At 73.8% G+C, this 16,162-nt stretch carries 15 protein-coding genes; 7 read left to right on the forward strand and 8 right to left on the reverse strand.

Going from position 1 to position 16,162, the window contains the following annotated elements; translation table 11 throughout:
* Positions 1 to 99: 99 nt before the first annotated feature.
* A complete protein-coding gene (locus AB0C76_RS02920) occupies positions 100 to 1,041 on the reverse strand; it encodes an ABC transporter substrate-binding protein (RefSeq protein WP_359958655.1) in 942 nt (313 codons plus the stop codon).
* Positions 1,042 to 1,488: 447 nt separating this feature from the next.
* Between AB0C76_RS02920 and AB0C76_RS02925 the strand changes: the two genes are divergently transcribed.
* Positions 1,489 to 2,535 carry an LPXTG cell wall anchor domain-containing protein gene (locus AB0C76_RS02925; protein WP_359958658.1) on the forward strand — a complete coding sequence of 349 codons (1,047 nt, stop codon included), beginning with the start codon at positions 1,489 to 1,491 and terminating at the stop codon, positions 2,533 to 2,535.
* Positions 2,536 to 2,627: 92 nt separating this feature from the next.
* Here AB0C76_RS02925 and AB0C76_RS02930 read toward each other — a convergent pair whose 3' ends face one another.
* The 3 genes from AB0C76_RS02930 to AB0C76_RS02940 form a co-directional block, all read right to left on the reverse strand.
* A complete protein-coding gene (locus AB0C76_RS02930; RefSeq protein ID WP_359958661.1) occupies positions 2,628 to 3,737 on the reverse strand; it encodes an ionic transporter y4hA in 1,110 nt (369 codons plus the stop codon).
* Between the two features lie 90 nt (positions 3,738 to 3,827).
* Positions 3,828 to 5,309, reverse strand: coding sequence for a serine/threonine-protein kinase (locus AB0C76_RS02935; RefSeq protein ID WP_359958663.1), 1,482 nt, complete (start codon positions 5,307 to 5,309; stop codon positions 3,828 to 3,830).
* Entirely contained in the window at positions 5,306 to 6,067 is a 762-nt protein-coding gene (locus tag AB0C76_RS02940; RefSeq protein WP_359958666.1) for a serine/threonine protein kinase, read from the reverse strand. Before AB0C76_RS02940 ends, AB0C76_RS02935 begins: the two co-directional genes overlap by 4 nt.
* Positions 6,068 to 6,365: 298 nt before the next feature.
* Between AB0C76_RS02940 and AB0C76_RS02945 the strand changes: the two genes are divergently transcribed.
* Positions 6,366 to 6,788, forward strand: a complete 423-nt coding sequence (locus AB0C76_RS02945; protein WP_359958669.1) for a hypothetical protein — start codon at positions 6,366 to 6,368, stop codon at positions 6,786 to 6,788.
* Positions 6,789 to 6,866: 78 nt separating this feature from the next.
* Here the strand turns inward: AB0C76_RS02945 and AB0C76_RS02950 are convergent, their stop codons facing one another.
* The 3 genes from AB0C76_RS02950 to AB0C76_RS02960 form a co-directional block, all read right to left on the reverse strand.
* Positions 6,867 to 8,000 carry a pyridoxal phosphate-dependent aminotransferase gene (locus tag AB0C76_RS02950; RefSeq protein WP_359958671.1) on the reverse strand — a complete coding sequence of 378 codons (1,134 nt, stop codon included), beginning with the start codon at positions 7,998 to 8,000 and terminating at the stop codon, positions 6,867 to 6,869.
* Positions 8,001 to 8,005: 5 nt separating this feature from the next.
* A complete protein-coding gene (locus AB0C76_RS02955) occupies positions 8,006 to 8,641 on the reverse strand; it encodes a PAS domain-containing protein (protein WP_359958673.1) in 636 nt (211 codons plus the stop codon).
* Between the two features lie 97 nt (positions 8,642 to 8,738).
* A complete protein-coding gene (locus tag AB0C76_RS02960; RefSeq protein WP_359958676.1) occupies positions 8,739 to 10,388 on the reverse strand; it encodes a beta-propeller fold lactonase family protein in 1,650 nt (549 codons plus the stop codon).
* Positions 10,389 to 10,688: 300 nt separating this feature from the next.
* On the opposite strand from AB0C76_RS02960, the gene AB0C76_RS02965 reads away from it, so the two are divergent.
* The 5 genes from AB0C76_RS02965 to AB0C76_RS02985 all read left to right on the forward strand — a co-directional run bounded on the left by AB0C76_RS02965 (position 10,689) and on the right by AB0C76_RS02985 (position 15,343).
* A complete protein-coding gene (locus tag AB0C76_RS02965; protein ID WP_359958679.1) occupies positions 10,689 to 11,132 on the forward strand; it encodes an Rrf2 family transcriptional regulator in 444 nt (147 codons plus the stop codon).
* Positions 11,133 to 11,228: 96 nt separating this feature from the next.
* Entirely contained in the window at positions 11,229 to 12,413 is a 1,185-nt protein-coding gene (locus tag AB0C76_RS02970) for a globin domain-containing protein (protein WP_359958682.1), read from the forward strand.
* Positions 12,414 to 12,519: 106 nt separating this feature from the next.
* Positions 12,520 to 13,281: a (Fe-S)-binding protein gene (locus AB0C76_RS02975; RefSeq protein WP_359958685.1), complete on the forward strand. Its 762-nt coding sequence runs from the start codon at positions 12,520 to 12,522 to the stop codon at positions 13,279 to 13,281.
* Positions 13,278 to 14,693, forward strand: coding sequence for a LutB/LldF family L-lactate oxidation iron-sulfur protein (locus tag AB0C76_RS02980; RefSeq protein ID WP_359958923.1), 1,416 nt, complete (start codon positions 13,278 to 13,280; stop codon positions 14,691 to 14,693). The genes AB0C76_RS02975 and AB0C76_RS02980 overlap by 4 nt, the downstream gene beginning before the upstream one ends.
* The gene (locus tag AB0C76_RS02985) at positions 14,690 to 15,343 is read left to right on the forward strand and encodes an LUD domain-containing protein (protein ID WP_359958688.1); all 654 of its coding nucleotides are present in this window, start codon (positions 14,690 to 14,692) and stop codon (positions 15,341 to 15,343) included. Before AB0C76_RS02980 ends, AB0C76_RS02985 begins: the two co-directional genes overlap by 4 nt.
* Here AB0C76_RS02985 and ddaH read toward each other — a convergent pair.
* Positions 15,330 to 16,157 (reverse strand): dimethylargininase, encoded by an 828-nt coding sequence (gene ddaH / locus AB0C76_RS02990; RefSeq protein ID WP_359958691.1) that lies wholly within the window; start codon positions 16,155 to 16,157, stop codon positions 15,330 to 15,332. The genes AB0C76_RS02985 and ddaH overlap by 14 nt on opposite strands.
* Positions 16,158 to 16,162 lie beyond the last annotated feature (5 nt).

Raw genomic sequence — 16,162 nt, forward strand, 5'->3', positions numbered from 1 at the left:
CGACGATAGGGAACGCCGACGTCCGCCGCCGCCCGACACGCGGTGCCGCCCCGACGACCGGTCAATACCGGCCACCGGGGCGGGACCTGGGCCGTCGGTTCACAGACCGCCGTTGACGACCGTGCTGGCGACGGCGCCCGTGGTGACGTTCCACTTGGCGAGGATCTTGTCGTACCCGCCGCCGAGGATCACCTGGTCGAGCGCCTTGGAGACGACGTCCCTCAGCTCGGTGTCGTCCTTGGCGACGGTGATGCCGTACGGGCCGGACTGCAGGAAATGGGTGTTGGCCACCTCGAACCTGCCGGTCCGGGCGGGGGTGGTGGTGTTGTACTGGGCCACCGGGTAGTCGTTCAGGTCGGCGACGGCCGCGCCGCTCGCGACCTCGGCGAGCGCCTGGTCGTCGGTGTCGAAGCGGTCGACCTTGAGCTGCCTGCCGGTGCGCGGACAGGCGTCGTGCTGGCGGGTGGCGAAGTCGTCCTGGAGGGTGCCGCGCTGGACGGCGACGGTGTGGCCGCACAGGTCGTCGACGGTGGTGAGGGTCAGCTGGCTGCCGGCCTTGACGACCATCGAGGTGCCGGTGGTGAAGTAGTCGACGAAGTCGACGCCCGGGTCGGCCTGGTGGCCGTCGTCGGCGGCGCCGAGCTGGCGCTGCTTGGTGTCGATCACGGCGGACATCGCCAGGTCGATCTTCTTGGCCTGGACGGCCGGGATCAGCTGCTCGAACGGCAGGTCGGTGAACTCCACGCGCAGACCGAGGTAGTCGCCGACGGCGGCGGCGATCTCCGGGTCGAGGCCGGCCGGCTTGCCGTCGGTGTCCCGGAAGTCGACCGGCGGGTAGTGGAGGTAGGAGCCGATCCGCAGGACGCCGGCGGCCCTGACCGCCTTCGGGAGGCTCGCGCGCAGGTCGGCCTGGGCGCCGGGATCGGCGGTGCCGCTGCCGCAGCCGGTCAGCAGGAGGCCGCCGGTGCCGAGGACGGCGGCGGCGCGCAGCGGGAGGGCGTGGACGGAGGGGCCCTGGGCAGGGCCGGGGTTGCGGTGCATCGCGTCGCGTCTTCTTCGCAGGAGGGGTGCGGGCAGGTAGACGCCGCGCCGGAGTCGCTGCCGGGGTACGCAGTGCGGACCTGGTCGCCGTGTGCCCGGTTCGTCGGGCCGCCCTGGGGTGCGGGGGCGGCCGCTCGGCGGAGGTCCGCCGTCGGGGGCGGTCGGGAGCCATCCTCGCACTTCGCGCCGGGGGCGCGTGCGGCGGGCCGCATCGCGGGACGGACACGGCTTCACCACAACACGGTGATCCGATCGTTGTCACGGACTAGTCGGAAGTTCACGTCGATATGGGACAAGTGACGCAAACGCTCCTTGCGCCGGAATTCCGGGTGAGGGAACTTTTGCGCACGTCCCGTCGTACATTTTCGGCCATCTGGCCGGAAACCGTCGAGGGCTCCCTCCCCGCCGTGCAGGCTCGTCCCCGCCTGCCACACCCGATGGAACGCCATGCACATCCGCTCCACCGCCGCACGCTCGCTCGTGGCCGTCCCGACCGCCGCCGCGCTCCTGCTGCTCTCCCCCGCCGCCCACGCCGCCCCCGGCGGCAAGAACGCCCCCGGCAACAACGGCACCGTCAAGATCCACGACGCCGCCACCGGCCAGGAGGACAACCGCAACGAGCCCAAGGTCTGCACCTTCTACCTGGACTCGTTCGGCTTCGACGCCAACCAGGACATCGTCTGGATGATCGCCTCGGTCCACGGCAACGACGAGCAGATGGTCGCGTACGGCGACCTGCCGGTCGACGCCAACGGTGACGTCCGCACCGACGACATCAACCTGCCGGACGGCCAGTACAAGCTCTACTGGGCGGCCGTGACCCTCGTCAACGGCGAGATCCCGGAGGACGACCCGGCGCTGGACAACCCGAAGCACAAGGTCTTCAAGGTCGACTGCGGCGGCAAGGCCCCGTCGAAGGGCCCGACCGCCGTGCCGAGCACCCCGGCCACCGGCAAGCCCTCGGACAAGCCGAGCGACAAGCCGAGCGACAAGCCCAGCGACAAGCCGTCGGAGAAGCCGAGCGGGAAGCCCTCCGAGAAGCCCTCGGAGAAGCCCAGCGACAAGCCCAGCGACAAGCCGTCGGAGAAGCCGTCCGAGAAGCCCTCGGACAAGCCGAGCGACAAGCCGACCACCCCGGCCACCAAGCCGGCCGAGTCGGCGTCGCCCACCGCCGCGCCGACCACCCCGGCCGCCGGCGGCCCGTCCACCGGTGCCCCGTCCACCGCCCCGAGCGGCTCGCCGTCGGCCCCCGCGCCGACCGCCACCGTGCCGGTGCAGACCCCGTCGGCCCCCACCCCGGTCAACCCGGCCAAGCCGCTGGTCGTCCCGGCCAAGGTCAGCGTCCCGACGCCGATCAAGGGTGCCCCGGCGGCCAACGGCCCGAAGCTGGCCCAGACCGGTAGCGACGGCACCCTGCTGTACGCGGGCGTCGGCACCGCGCTGGTCGTGGGCGGCGCCGCCCTCGTCTACGCCCGCCGCCGCCGCACCGCCTGAGCGGTCCCGCGGAAACGGTGAGTCCCTGGCGCCTCCCGCCCACAACGGGCGGCGCCAGGGACTTCCCTACACGGTCTACGGACGGCGGCTCGTCACGGGTTCACCGCGAGGACGACGTAGGCAGCCAGGATCACCATGTGCACCGCGCCCTGGAGGGGAGTCGCGCGGCGCGGGATGACGGTCAGGGTGCCGACCACGACGGTCAGGGTGAGCAGCACCATGTGGGCCGGGTCGAGGCCGAGGTGGAGCGGGCCGCTGAGCCAGGTCGACGCGATGGCCACGGCCGGGATGGTCAGGCCGATGCTGGCGAGTGCGGAGCCGAGGGCGAGGTTGAGGCTCGTCTGCACCCGGTTGCGCAGCGCGGCCCGCAGCGCGGCGATCGTCTCCGGCAGCAGCACGAGCAGCGCGATGACGACGCCGACCACCGAGTGCGGCAGCCCGGCGGAGGACACCGCCGACTCGATGGTCGGCGAGACGCCCTTGGCCAGGCCGACCACCGCCACCAGCGCGACGGCGAGCAGCAGCAGGCTGACGGCGGCGGCGCTGACGGTCGGCGGGTTGGCGTGGTCCTCCTCGTCCTCCTCGGCGAGCACCCGGCCCTCGGCGGTCACCGGCAGGAAGTAGTCCCGGTGGCGGACGGTGAGCGTGGCAACGAACAGCCCGTAGACCACGATCGACGCGGTGGCCGCGAACGTGAGCTGGGTGGTGGAGAACTGCGGGCCCGGGGAGCTCGTGGTGAAGGTCGGCAGCACGAGGCTCAGGGTGGCCAGGGTGGCGACGCAGCCGAGGGCCGCACCGGTGCCCTCGGCGTTGAAGACGGCGGTGCGGTACTTGACCGCGGCGACCAGGATCGACAGCCCCAGGATGCCGTTGCAGGTGATCATCACGGCGGCGAAGACGGTGTCCCGGGCCAGGGTGGCGGACTTGTCTCCGCCGTCGGCCATCAGCGTGACGATGAGCGCGACCTCGATGACCGTGACGGCCACCGCGAGGACGAGTGATCCGAGCGGCTCCCCGACCCAGTGCGCGATGACCTCGGCGTGGTGGACGGCGGACAGCACCGCGCCGGCGAGGAAGCAGGCGACGACGCCCACCACCCAACCGGGCAGGTCGCGGTGCCAGGTCAGGGTCAGGACGACGAAGGCCAGCACCGGAACGACGACGGTCCACTGCGCGGCGCCCGCGCGGAGCTTCGTGATCATGCCGCGAGGATCCCAGACGGAGCGTCACCGGGCCGGGTGCCCGCGCCGGACCGGCGGGGTTCGCGACCCGGCGCGTCCCGAACTGCCCGGCTACCCGCCGTAGTCGTGGAGGTACTCCAGCACCCGGTCGACGTGCGCCCGGACCCGGTCGGGCACGCCGCCCGCGGCGGCCACGGTCTTGTCGCTGGTGCGGTAGGCCGCGGCGACGAGGGCGGGCAGGTCCCGGGTGAATCCGTGGTGCTTTATCTGCTGGTCCAGCCAGCACACGTAGTTGCCCATGGCGGCGATCGCGTCGCCGGGGTCCATGTAGTCCTTGGGGCCGGGGTGCGCGGCGGCCTTGCTCCACGCGTTGAACACCGAGGGCGTCCACATCGCGATGCCGTACTCGCCGGTCTCGGGGCGGGCGGCGTTCGGGTCGAAGCCGCTCTCGGCCTTGAGCATCGCGGCCAGCAGGACGGGGGTGACCTCGGGTTCGGGGCAGCGCCGGGCGGCGTCCTCGATCATGCCGCGGTAGGCACCCGGGACGTCGGCCCCGGCCGGGATCGCGCCGGGCAGCGGCGGGGGCGCGGCGGGCGCGGCGGCGCCGCTCGGCTCGGGGCGGCCGGTCAGGGCGAGGACGACGAGGACGCAGGCCGCCAGCCCGGCGAGCGTCGCCCGGCGCAGCCGGCCGGCGCCGGTGCGGGCGGTGGCCGCGGCGACGAGCGCGGCGAGGTCGGCGCGGGCCCGGTCCTCGCGGTCGGCGGCCAGGCACGCGGTGACGGCGGCGCGCCAGCGCCCGGGCAGGGCCTCGTCCAGCCGCAGCGGCACGGCGCCGCGCGCGTACGCCTGGGCGGCGAGCGAGCGGGCGCGGGCGGTGGCCCCGAGGAACGGGTGCAGGCCGCCGGTGAGCACCTGGTGGGCGAGCACGCCGAAGGCCCAGACGTCGGTGCTGGGGCGCAGGGCGACGCCGCGCGCGCCGGTGCGCTCGGACCACCACTCGGGCGGCACGTGGTCGGGCGAGCCGAGCGGCGGGGCGTAGGCGTGGGTGCCCTCCAGCTCGGCGGTGAGGCCGAAGTCGGCGAGCTTGGCGGTGCCGTCGGGCATGAGGAGGACGTTGGCCGGTTTCAGGTCCCCGTGGACCCACCCGGCGCGGTGCATGTGGGTGAGGCCGGCGCAGACCTGGGTGAGGATGCGGTCGGCGCCGGGGACGGGCCGGCCGGGGCTCGCGGCGGCGAGGACGTCCTGGAGGCTGCGGGCGGCACGTTCCATGACGAGGGCGAGGGCGCCGTCGAGCGCGGGGTGGGCGGGGTCGTCGACGGTGGCGACGGCGAGGGTGCGGATCAGGTACGGGTGGTCGGCGCGGCTGCTGAAGCGCAGTTCGCTGTGGGCGACCTGGGCCATGGCGCCGCGCTGTCCGGGGCTGAGCCGGGCGGGGCCGAGGAGCTTGACGGCGGCCGGGGCGCCGTCGGGGCCGTGGGCGGCGTAGACGCTGCCCCAGGCGCCGGCGCCGAGGAGTTCGCCGATCCGGTAGCCGGCCACCGGGTAGCCGTCCGGCACGTCGAGGGGCCGGTGCTCGGGCCGGGCGGAACTCACGGCCGGGCGGCCGGGTGCCGGGGCGGGAGCAGGGCCAGGTGTTCCTCCCGGACGAGGTCGAACTTGAGGGCGAGGGCGGCGAGTTCCTCGCGCTTGCCGCCGCCGCGGTCGTCGTCGAAGGGCTCGCGCAGCCGCAGCTTCGTGAACACCAGGTAGTCGATGTGGTAGTTCACCGCCGAACGGGTGAGCCCGCGGCAGGAGGGCAGGGCACGCAGCCGCGTGACGACGTCGGTGGCGCCGGGCACGGTGGCCGCGGAGGGCGAGCGCAGGCGGGGTTCGCACAGCGCGAGCAGGACGAGGAAGTACTTGGCGGTGGGGTCGAGGGCGAACGGGCTGACGGTGCGTTCGCCGTCGGTGCCGTCCGAATCGCCCTCCAGGTAGGCGTGTTGCGGGGCGAAGACCTTGAAGGAGGCGGGTTCGCCGAGCGCGGGCAGCAGGACGCGGGAGAACTCGAACGGCACGGGCGCGCCGAGCCGGCCCGGCGCGACCTTCACGTGCTCGCCGGCGCCTTCGAGGTTCTCCACGACGTAGGTGGCGGTGGCGGAGAAGTTGGACAGCCGCCAGTAGTCCTCGGCCGCGGTGATCTCGCCGGCCCGGCGTGAGACGCCCTGGTCGGGCAGCGGGATGGGGACGGCCCGGCCGGGCTCGCCGCGCCCGAACACCGCCGTCTCGCCGGGGCCCATCCGCAGCAGTCCGGGCCGCCCGCCGGGCGCCACCGCCGTTGCCCGGTCGGGCAGTTGCACGATGACCGTGTCCACGCGCCACCTCCGTGGGTCGGGTCGATGGTATCCGTCCGATCCGACCCCGCGGCAAGCCGCCACCCGGACGAGTGAACCGCCACACGACCAGCACGTTTCACCGATGCTCCATCACATCCGAAGGACACGGCGCCGCATCGTGGGCATGTCCACGCGCCGAACGTTCGGCCACGACATTGCTGCACGTAGTTGAACGGTCACCATGAGTGTGACGTAACACACACGAAACATGGCCACGATCCGTGCAAGACTCATCTCGCTCCGTGAGATTCCCTTTGTTTTCAAGGAGGTTGAGATCATGCGCGCTCGGATCGCAGCTGTGCTGGCGACGGTGGCAGGGATAGCGGCGTTGACCGCCGGGCCTGCCGCGGCTGCCACGGCCGCCACGGCGACGTCCGAGAACAACCCGGTGGCGTGTGCCGCCGTGCTCAACAGCCCGTGCGTCTGGCAGGAGGCGAACACCGCCGGCATCGCCGGCATCGCCCAGGTCTCCGCCGACCCGGGCCAGCTGACGCTCGTCCAGGTCGAGGTCAGGACGCAGAAGGCGTGGGGCAGCCCGTGGGAGACGGTCGCGAGCGCGACGACCGTCCGCTTCGGCTCCGCCAAGGCGGTCACCCCGCGCGTCGCCACCGCCGACCTGAAGATGGTCTGCGCCACGGCCGGCCCCGCACTGGACGTCGCCAGGCAGATCACCACCTGTACGCACCCGTTCGCCGGCTGAACCGCCGACCGGACGGTCCGCCCGGGCCGTCCGCCGGGACCACCTTCCCGGCGGACGGCCCGCCGCCGTTCGCCGGCCCTACCGCCGCGTGCGCAGCCAGTGCGCGAAGGCCTCCAGCGCCGGGCCGGGGTCGCGGCGGCCGATGCCGACGCGGAAGCGGTCGGCCGGGGTCGGCGTCAGTTCCGAGCGGTACATGCTCGCGGGCAGCAGCAGGACTCCGGCCTGTTCGACCAGGTCGGTGCAGAACTCCTCGACGCCGTCCGCCCCGAGGTAGCGGGGGAAGGCGACGCAGCCGCCCTCGGGGGCGCGCCACTCGAAGAGGTCGGCGAACTCGGCGAAGAACGCGTCGAACTGCGGGAGGTTGGCGGCGATGAGGGCGCGGTTGCGGGCCAGGATCGGCTCGCGCGCCTTGATCGCGATCCGGGCCAGGACCTCGCTCGGCGCCGAGTTGCAGATCGTGGTGTAGTGCTTGGCCCGCTCCAGCCGGGAGCGCAGTTCCCGGTCCCGGCAGGCGATCCAGCCGATCCGCAGGCCGGGCAGGCCGAGCGACTTGGACGTGACGTTGAGCGAGAGGGCGCGCCCGGAGAGGTCGGCGGCCTGCGGCAGGGTGCGGGCCGGGTCGCGCTCCAGGCCGCGGTAGACCTCGTCGGAGAACAGGTGGATACCGCGCTCGTCGCAGAGTTCGGCCAGGCGGCGCAGGTCGGCCGCGTCGATCAGCGCACCGGTCGGGTTGTTGGGGAAGTTGACCGAGACGACCCGGGTGTTCGGGCGCAGCGCGGCCTCGACGGCGTCGACGTCGAGCGCCCAGTGCTGCCGCTCGTCCAGGGCTACGCCGGTGACCTCGCAGATCGAGAGCGGGACCGTCTCCGCGGACTGGTAGTTGGGCGTGATCACCACGGCGTGGTCGCCCGGTTCGAGGAGCACCTGCATGGCCAGGTTGAGGCCCTCCTGGGCGCCGCCGAAGCAGATGACGTCGTCGGCGTCGACCTCCTCGTACGTGCCGGCGATCGCGCGGCGCAGCTCCGGGTCGCCGAACGTCTCGGTGTAGCCGAGGGCGAGGGTGTCCCAGGCCTTCCGGTCCTCGGGGCCGGCGAGGGCGAGGAGTCCGGCCATCGTCATCGTCTCGGCGTCGGAGGCGGTGAGGTGGTGGCGGGCGGTGAACTCCCAGCGGGAGAAGTAGGTTTCGAGGCGGAAGTCGGGGAGCCTGGTCATCTTTCTCAGGTCTCGCTCTCGTGCTTGAGGTCGGTCAGCAGGGTGTAGACGGTCGAGCGGGACACCCGCAGCGCGGTCGCGACGGCGGGGACCGCGCGGCGTACGGCGAGCACGCCGGCGGCGTCGAGCTCGCGCAGGACGGCGAGGCGGTCCTCGCGGCCGAAGCGTTCGAGCGGACGGCCGTGGGCGCGCACGTAGCCGCCGATGACGTCGTTCATCCGCTCGGTCCAGTCGCGCTCGAAGAGGGGCTCGGGCCGCGGGGCGGTGGGGGCGGCGAAGCCGGCCAGCAGCGCGGCGGCCTGTTCGAGCGGGCCGCGGTCGAGGTTGACGCAGAGCACCGCCGGGGGCCGCCCGGCGTCGTCGGTCAGGACGGCACTGACGGAGGAGAGGCGGCGGCCGTCGGGCAGCAGCTTCTCGTAGGGGCCGTAGACGCCGTCGGCGGCCGGTTCGAGTTCGTCGAGCTCGCCGAGGAGGGACGGGTCGCCGGGGGCGCGGGCGGTCATCGGGTTCCAGATGCCGAGCACGGTGTCGGTCGCGGCGTCGTGCAGGACCACCTCGGCGTAGGGCCCGAGGAGCAGGGCCACCGCACGGCAGACCGGTGACCAGGTCCGCAGGCGCGGGTCGGGGGTTTCGGCGGGCATGTCTGGACTGTACGTCCAGCCTGGACGTTTCGTCCAGACCCGGGGGGAGCGAGGGCCCCGCCTCCTCCCGGACGGCGGGGCCCCACGTGCCGGTGGATCAGCTGCAGGTGATCAGCAGCGCGAAGACCGCCGTGCAGCTGCGGGTGTCCCGGGCGGTGGCGGGCGACGGGTCGGCCGGCGTCCCGGAGGTGCGGGAGGCCGTGACGGCGAAGTTCTGGACGCCGCTGAACAGTCCGAGCCCGACCGAGAAGTGCCGCGTGGTGGTCGCGCCCTTGGCCAGCGGGGCGGCGAGCGTGCAGGTGAGCTGCCCGTTCGCGACCGCGCAGTCGCCGGAGGTCGCGGGCAGGCCGGGCGGCAGGGCGGCGCCGACGGTGGCGGCGGTGACCGGGTCGGGGCCCTGGCCGGTGAGCGTGATCGTGTAGTCGACCCGGCCGCTGACCAGGCCGGTCACCGGCGTGGCGGCGAGCGCGACGCCCAGGTGGGCGCTGGCGGCGGCGTAGGTGAAGCGGTCGGCGGCGACGGCCGCGCTGGTACCGCCGGGCGTGGTGACCCGGACGTCCACCGGACCGGTGGCCGTGGTGGCCGGGGCCGTCGCGGTGCAGCTGGTCCTGGTGCAGCTGAAGACGGAGGCGTTGCCGGCCGCGCCGAAGCTCACCGCCGTCGCGCCGGCCAGATCGGTGCCGGTGATCGTCACCGTGGTGCCGCCGACCTGCGAGCCGGTGGCCGGGCTGATCCCGGTGACGGCGGGCACCGGCAGCGGGAAGTTCAGCACACTGACGGCGCCGGCGGTGAAGTCGGCGAGGTAGCCGCGCCGCCCGTCGGCGGTGACGGCGAGGCTGTAGGGCGCCGTGCCGACCGGGACGGTCGCGGTGACGGTGCGGCTCGCGGTGTCCACGGCGCTGACCGTGCTGTCGGTGTAGTTGGAGACGTAGGCCGTGGCACCGTCGGGGGAGAGCGCGACGGCGTACGGGTTGGCACCCACGGTGACCGCGGAGACCACGGCGTTGGTGGTGGTGTCGATCACGCTGACGGTCTTGTCGTCACCGTTGGCGGCCCACAGTCTGGTGCCGTCCGGGCTCAGGGCCAGGCCGAAGGCGCCGTGGCCGACCGGGACCGTGGCGCTCACCGTGTTGCTCGCGGTGTCGATCACGTTCACCGCCTGCCCGCTCGACGCGGCGACGTAGACCTTCTTGCCGTCCCGCGAGACGGCGACCCCGTGCGGCTCGGCGCCCACCGGCACGGTCGCGGTGACCGTCTTCGCCACCGTGTCCAGCACGCTCACGGTGTTGGCGCCGGCGTTGGCGACGTACGCCCGCGAGCCGTCCGCCGACAGGGCGAGGCCCCACGGCTGGGTGCCGACCGGGACGGTCGCGGAGACGGTGTCGGTGGCCGTGTCGACGATGCTGACGGTGTTGTCCAGGTGGTGCGTCAGGTAGGCGCGGCGGCCGTCCGGCGAGAGCGCGACGGCGTAGGAGCCGGTGCCGTCGGTGAAACCGCGGGTCACGGCGTTGCCCGCGGTGTCGAGCACGCTCACCGTGCCGTTGCTCTGGCTGGTCACGTACGCCCGGGTGCCGTCCGGGGTGAGCGCGACCCCGGCCGGATAGGGCGCCACCTGCACGGTGGCCGTGACGACGGGCGCGGGCGCGGCGGCCTGCGCCGTGCCCGGCTGGGACAGCAGCGCGGCCACGGCCGCGCCTATCGCGGCCACGGCCGTCCACGGACGTCGCGCTGCACGACGTGTGTTCACGGATTCTCTCCAGGAATGTCGGGTGATGGGGGTGACGCCGCAGGCGCCGATCCGCTCCGCGTCCGGAGCCGCACGAAGCGTAGAAGCCGTTCCGATCACCCGTCAGGAAGTGACCGCTAATGTCGCCAACTGTTCAGATTCGACCGAAAGTTCGGTGCGAGGGCGGAAAGGGGCGGCCGGGACCGGGGACTCCCGGGAGGAGCCCGCGCGTGGGGTCCGTCGACGACCGGTCCGGACCGGCTCGCGACCGGGTGTGCAAGAAATTGGAGTTCCGGAGTCACATTCGCTAGCGTTCCCCACGTGAGGCTGACCAAGAGCACCGACATCGCCCTCCGCATCGCCATGCGGCTGGCCGTCCTCGACGAGGAGGCGAACCCGACCACCCGCGAGGTGGCCGAGGCGGTCGGCGTGCCGTACACCCACGCGGCCAAGGTGGTCAGCCGGCTGCAGCACCTCGGCGTGGTCGAGGCGCGGCGCGGCCGGGGCGGGGGGCTGGTGCTCACCTTCGCCGGGCGGACCGGATCGCTCGGCCTGCTGCTCCGCGAACTGGAGGGGGTCGGCGACGTCGTCGGCTGCGAGGACGACCCGCCCTGCCCGCTGCGGGCCGCGTGCCGGCTGCGCGGGGCACTGCGCACCGCGCAGGAGGCCTTCTTCGCGACGCTCGACCCGCTCTGCATCGACGACCTGGTGGCCTCCCCCACCGGGCCGGTGCTGCTGAGCCTCTCCGCCAGACCCGCCGACTGACCGACCCGCCCGCCCGCCGGTCCACCACCCCCCCTCGGATCGCGGTCCGGCACACCCTTTAATATGCATCTCAGATACCAGTTTGGAGCGAGCCCGATGCTGTCCGCCAAGAACGCCGAGGTCGTCGAGGCCACCCTGCCCGTCGTGGGCGCCGCCATCGGCGACATCACCCCACGCTTCTACGACGGGCTGTTCGCCGCCCACCCCGAGCTGCTGCGCGACGTCTTCAACCGGGGCAACCAGGCCAACGGCACCCAGCGCCAGGCCCTCGCCGGGTCGATAGCCGCCTTCGCCACCGCACTGATCGCCCACCCCGACCAGCGGCCGGACGCCATGCTGGCCCGCATCGCGCACAAGCACGTGTCGGTTGGCATCTCCAACGACCAGTACAAGGTCGTCCACGAGCACCTGTTCGCCGCCATCGTCGACGTGCTCGGCGAGGCCGTCACCCCCGAGGTGGCCGCCGCCTGGGACGAGGTCTACTGGCTCATGGCCAACGCCCTCATCGCCATCGAGGACCGGCTGCGCGCCGAGGCCGCCGGCCCCGACGGCGACCCCGCCGACCTCTGGCGCCCGTACACCGTCGTCGCCCGCCACCAGGAGACCGAGGACGTCACCAGCTACCTCGTCCGCCCCGCCGACGACGGGCCGGTGCCCGCCGGACGACCCGGCCAGTACGTCTCCGTGCGCACCGAACTGCCCGACGGCGCCCACCAGATCCGCCAGTACAGCCTCTCCGGCACCGCCGCCGGCGCCCTGCGCTTCAGCGTCAAGCGCGAGGCCGGCGGCGAGGTGTCCGGCCACCTCCACGACCACCTGCGGGCCGGCGACACCGTGGAACTCGCGCCCCCGATGGGCGACATCGGCCTCGCCGACGGCGACGGCCCGGTGCTGCTGGTCTCCGCCGGAATCGGCAACACCCCGATGACCGCGATGCTCGCCCACCTCGCCGACGCCGGTTCCACCCGCACCGTCGTCTCGGTGCACGGCGACCGCGACCAGCTCGCCCACGCCTTCCGCGCCGACCTCGCCCGGCTCACCGCCGAACTGCCGGACGCCACCGCCCACGTCTTCTACGAGCGCCCGCTCGGCGAGTGGCCCGCCGACCGCACCGGCCTGGTGGACCTGACCACCGTCGACGTCCCGGCCGGCGCGACCGCCTACCTGTGCGGCCCGCTGCCCTTCCTCCGCGCCGTGCGCGGCCAGCTGCTCGCCGCCGGCGTCCCGGCCGCGGACATCCACTACGAGGTCTTCGGCCCGGACCTCTGGCTCGGCGCCTGAACCCGACGCCTGACGTCACGTCACCTGATGTGACATCATCCGGGCGGTCCCCCGGTTACGATCCCGGCGGACCGCCCGGTCCTGCCGCCCACGAAAGGAGAACGGCTTGCGGGTCGCGCTGTTCGCCACCTGTGTCAACGACGCGCTGTTCCCCACCACGGCGATCGCCACCGTCCGGGTGCTCGAACGGCTGGGCGTGAGGGTGGACTTCCCGGCCGAGCAGAGCTGCTGCGGGCAGCCGCAGTACAACACCGGCTACCGGCGGGCCTGCGAGCCGCTGGTGCACCGGACCGCGAAGGCCTTCGCCGACTACGACCACGTCGTGACTCCCTCCGGCTCGTGCGCGGCCATGGTCCGGGACAACTACCCCCGGATCGGTGCCAAGGCCGCCGCCGAGGGACGCGGCACGGCGCTCGCGGACGCGGCCCACGCGCTCGCGCCCCGGGTGTACGAGCTCACCGAGTTCCTCGTCGACGTGCTCGACGTCGAGGACGTCGGCGCCTACTTCCCGCACAGCGTCACCTACCACCCCTCCTGCCACGGCCTGCGTGTCCTCGGCCTCGGCGACCGGCCGCTGCGGCTGCTGCGCGCCGTCAAGGGCCTGGAGCTGCGCGAACTGCCCGGCGCCGAGGAGTGCTGCGGCTTCGGCGGCACCTTCGCCGTCAAAAACGCGGCCGTCTCGGCGGCCATGGCCGAGGACAAGCTGACCAACGCCCTCGGCACCGACGCCCAGGTGCTGTGCGGCGCCGACAACTCCTGCCTCCTGCACCTCGGCGGCATGCTCCGCCGCCGCGGCGGCACCCTGCGCCCGCTGCACCTGGCCGAGATCCTGGCCAGCACCGAGCAGGACCCGTGGCGGGCCCCGTGAGCGGCGTCTTCCTCGGCATGCCGGCCTTCCCGCAGGCCGCCGAACGGGCCGTGCGCGACGAACGGCTGCGCACCAACCTGCGGCACGCCACCCACACCATCCGCGACAAGCGCGCCCGCGCCGTCGCCGAACTCCCCGACTGGGCCGAGCTGCGCGCCGCCGGAAAGGCGATCAAGGACCACACGCTGCGCCACCTCGACCGCTACCTGGTCCAGCTGGAGGAGGCCGTCACCGCGGCCGGCGGCACCGTGCACTGGGCGGCCGACGCCGACGAGGCCAACCGGATCGTCGCCGGCCTCGTCCACGCGACCGGAGAACGCGAGGTGGTCAAGGTCAAGTCCATGGCCACCCAGGAGATCGGGCTCAACGAGGCCCTCGCCGCCGAGGGCATCACCGCCTACGAGACCGATCTCGCCGAGCTCATCGTGCAGTTGGGCGACGACCGGCCCTCGCACATCCTGGTGCCCGCGATCCACCGCAACCGGGCCGAGATCCGGGAGATCTTCGCCGAGCGGATGGCCGCGTGGGGCCGCCCCGCGCCCGAGGGGCTCACCGACGCGCCCGCCGAACTCGCCGAGGCGGCCCGGCTGCACCTGCGGGAGAAGTTCCTGCGCGCCAGGGTCGCCGTCTCCGGCGCCAACTTCATGGTGGCCGAGACCGGCACCCTCGTCGTCGTCGAGTCCGAGGGCAACGGCCGCATGTGCCTCACCCTCCCGGACACCCTGATCTCCGTCGTCGGCATCGAGAAGGTCGTGCCCACCTGGCGGGACCTGGAGGTCTTCCTCCAGCTGCTCCCCCGCTCCTCCACCGCGGAGCGGATGAACCCGTACACGTCGCTGTGGACCGGCAGCAGCGCCGGCGACGGCCCGTCCGACTTCCACCTCGTCCTGCTCGACAACGGCCGTACGGCCGTGCTCGCCGACCAGGTCGGCCGCCAGGCGCTGCGCTGCATCCGCTGCTCGGCCTGCCTCAACGTCTGCCCGGTCTACGAGCGGGCCGGCGGGCACGCCTACGGCTCGGTGTACCCGGGCCCGATCGGTGCCATCCTGACGCCCCAGCTGCGCGGCACCGCGAGCCCGGTGGACGCCTCCCTGCCGTACGCCTCCTCGCTGTGCGGGGCCTGCTACGAGGTCTGCCCGGTGGCGATCGACATCCCCGAGGTGCTGGTCCACCTGCGCGAACGGGTCGCCGCCCAGGGCGGGCACGCGCTGGAGCGGGCCGCCGTCGCCGCCGCCGGGTACGTCCTCGACCACCCGGCGCTGCTCACCGCCGCCGAGCGGCTGGCCGGCCGGACCCGCGCCCTGCACCCGCGCCGCCTGCCCGGGCCCGGCCGGGCCTGGACCGACACCCGGGACCTGCCGGAGGTGCCCGCCGAGCCGTTCCGCGACTGGTGGAGGAAGAACCGGCCATGACCTCACGGGACCTGATCCTCGGCCGTATCCGCGCGGCGCTCGGCTCGGCCGGCCTTCCGGACGAACGGCCGCCGGCGCGCGACTACCTGACGAGCCACGCCCCGGACGACCCGGCGGCGCTGCTCGACCTGCTGCACCACAACCTCGCCGACTACCGGGCCCGCGTCCACCGCTGCACCCCGGCCGAACTGCCCGCGCGCATCGCCGGACTGCTCGTCGACCACGGCACCCGCACGGTCGCCCTGCCGCCGGACCTGCCGGCCGACTGGCTCACCGCGGTGACGGCCGAACGGCTCGTCGACGACGGCACGCTCACCGCCGCCCGCCTCGACGCCGTCGACAGCGTCGTGACGGGCTGCGCGCTCGCGATCGCCGAGACCGGGACGATCGTGCTGGACACCGGCCCCGGTCAGGGCCGGCGCCTGCTCACCCTCGTCCCGGACCACCACGTGTGCGTCGTGCGCGCGCCGGAGCAGGTCGTGGCATCCGTCCCGCTCGGGCTGGCCCGGCTCGACCCGGCAAGCCTCAGGCCGCAGACCTGGATCTCCGGGCCGTCCGCGACGAGCGACATCGAGCTCGACCGGGTCGAGGGCGTGCACGGGCCGCGCGCGCTCGACGTCCTCCTGGTCACGGGCGCTACGCCGGCCTGAGCTCCAGCGTGCAGCACTTGGCCCCGCCGCCGCCCTTGAGCAGCTCCGAGACGTCGACCGGGACCGGCTCGTAGCCCGCGTCCGCGAGCCGCCCGGCCAGGTTCTTCGCAGCCTCGGGCAGGAGCACCCGGCGCCCGTCCGAGACGGCGTTCAGGCCGAAGACCTCGGCGTCGGCGCGGTCGGCCAGGATCGCGTCGGGGTAGAGGGCGCGCAGCACGGCCCGGCTGTCGGCGTCGAACGCCTCCGGGTAGTACATGACCTGGTCGTCGTCCAGCACGGCCAGCGCGGTGTCCAGGTGGTAGAACCGCGGGTCGACGAGGGTGAGGGTGGTCACCGGCACGCCGAACACCTCGCCCGCCTCGGCGTGCGCGGCGCGCGAGGTGCGGAAGCCGGTGCCGGCCAGCACCCGGCGCCCGGCCACCAGGTGGTCGCCCTCGCCCTCGTTGACGTGCCCGGCGCGGCGCACCTCGTGGTAGCCGCGGTCGCGGAACCAGTCCTGGTATGCGGAGGACTCGGGGGCGCGCTCGGGGTAGCGGAAGGTCGCCACCAGCGCCCGGCCGTCCAGGACGGTCGCGCCGTTGGCGGCGTACACCATGTCGGGCAGGCCGGGCACCGGCTCGATCAGCTCGACGGTGTGGCCGAGACGGCGGTAGAGCCAGTAGAGGCGCTCCCACTGGCGGATGGCGAGCGCGGTGTCGGTGGGCTGGGCCGGGTCCATCCAGGGGTTGATCGCGTAGTCCACGGTGAAGTACGTCGGCCGGCACATCAGGTAGCGCCGCGGCCGGGCGGTGCGCTCCGGGTACTGACGTGGCATGTCTC

The organism is Kitasatospora sp. NPDC048722 (assembly GCF_040650235.1).
GTDB lineage: Bacteria > Actinomycetota > Actinomycetes > Streptomycetales > Streptomycetaceae > Kitasatospora.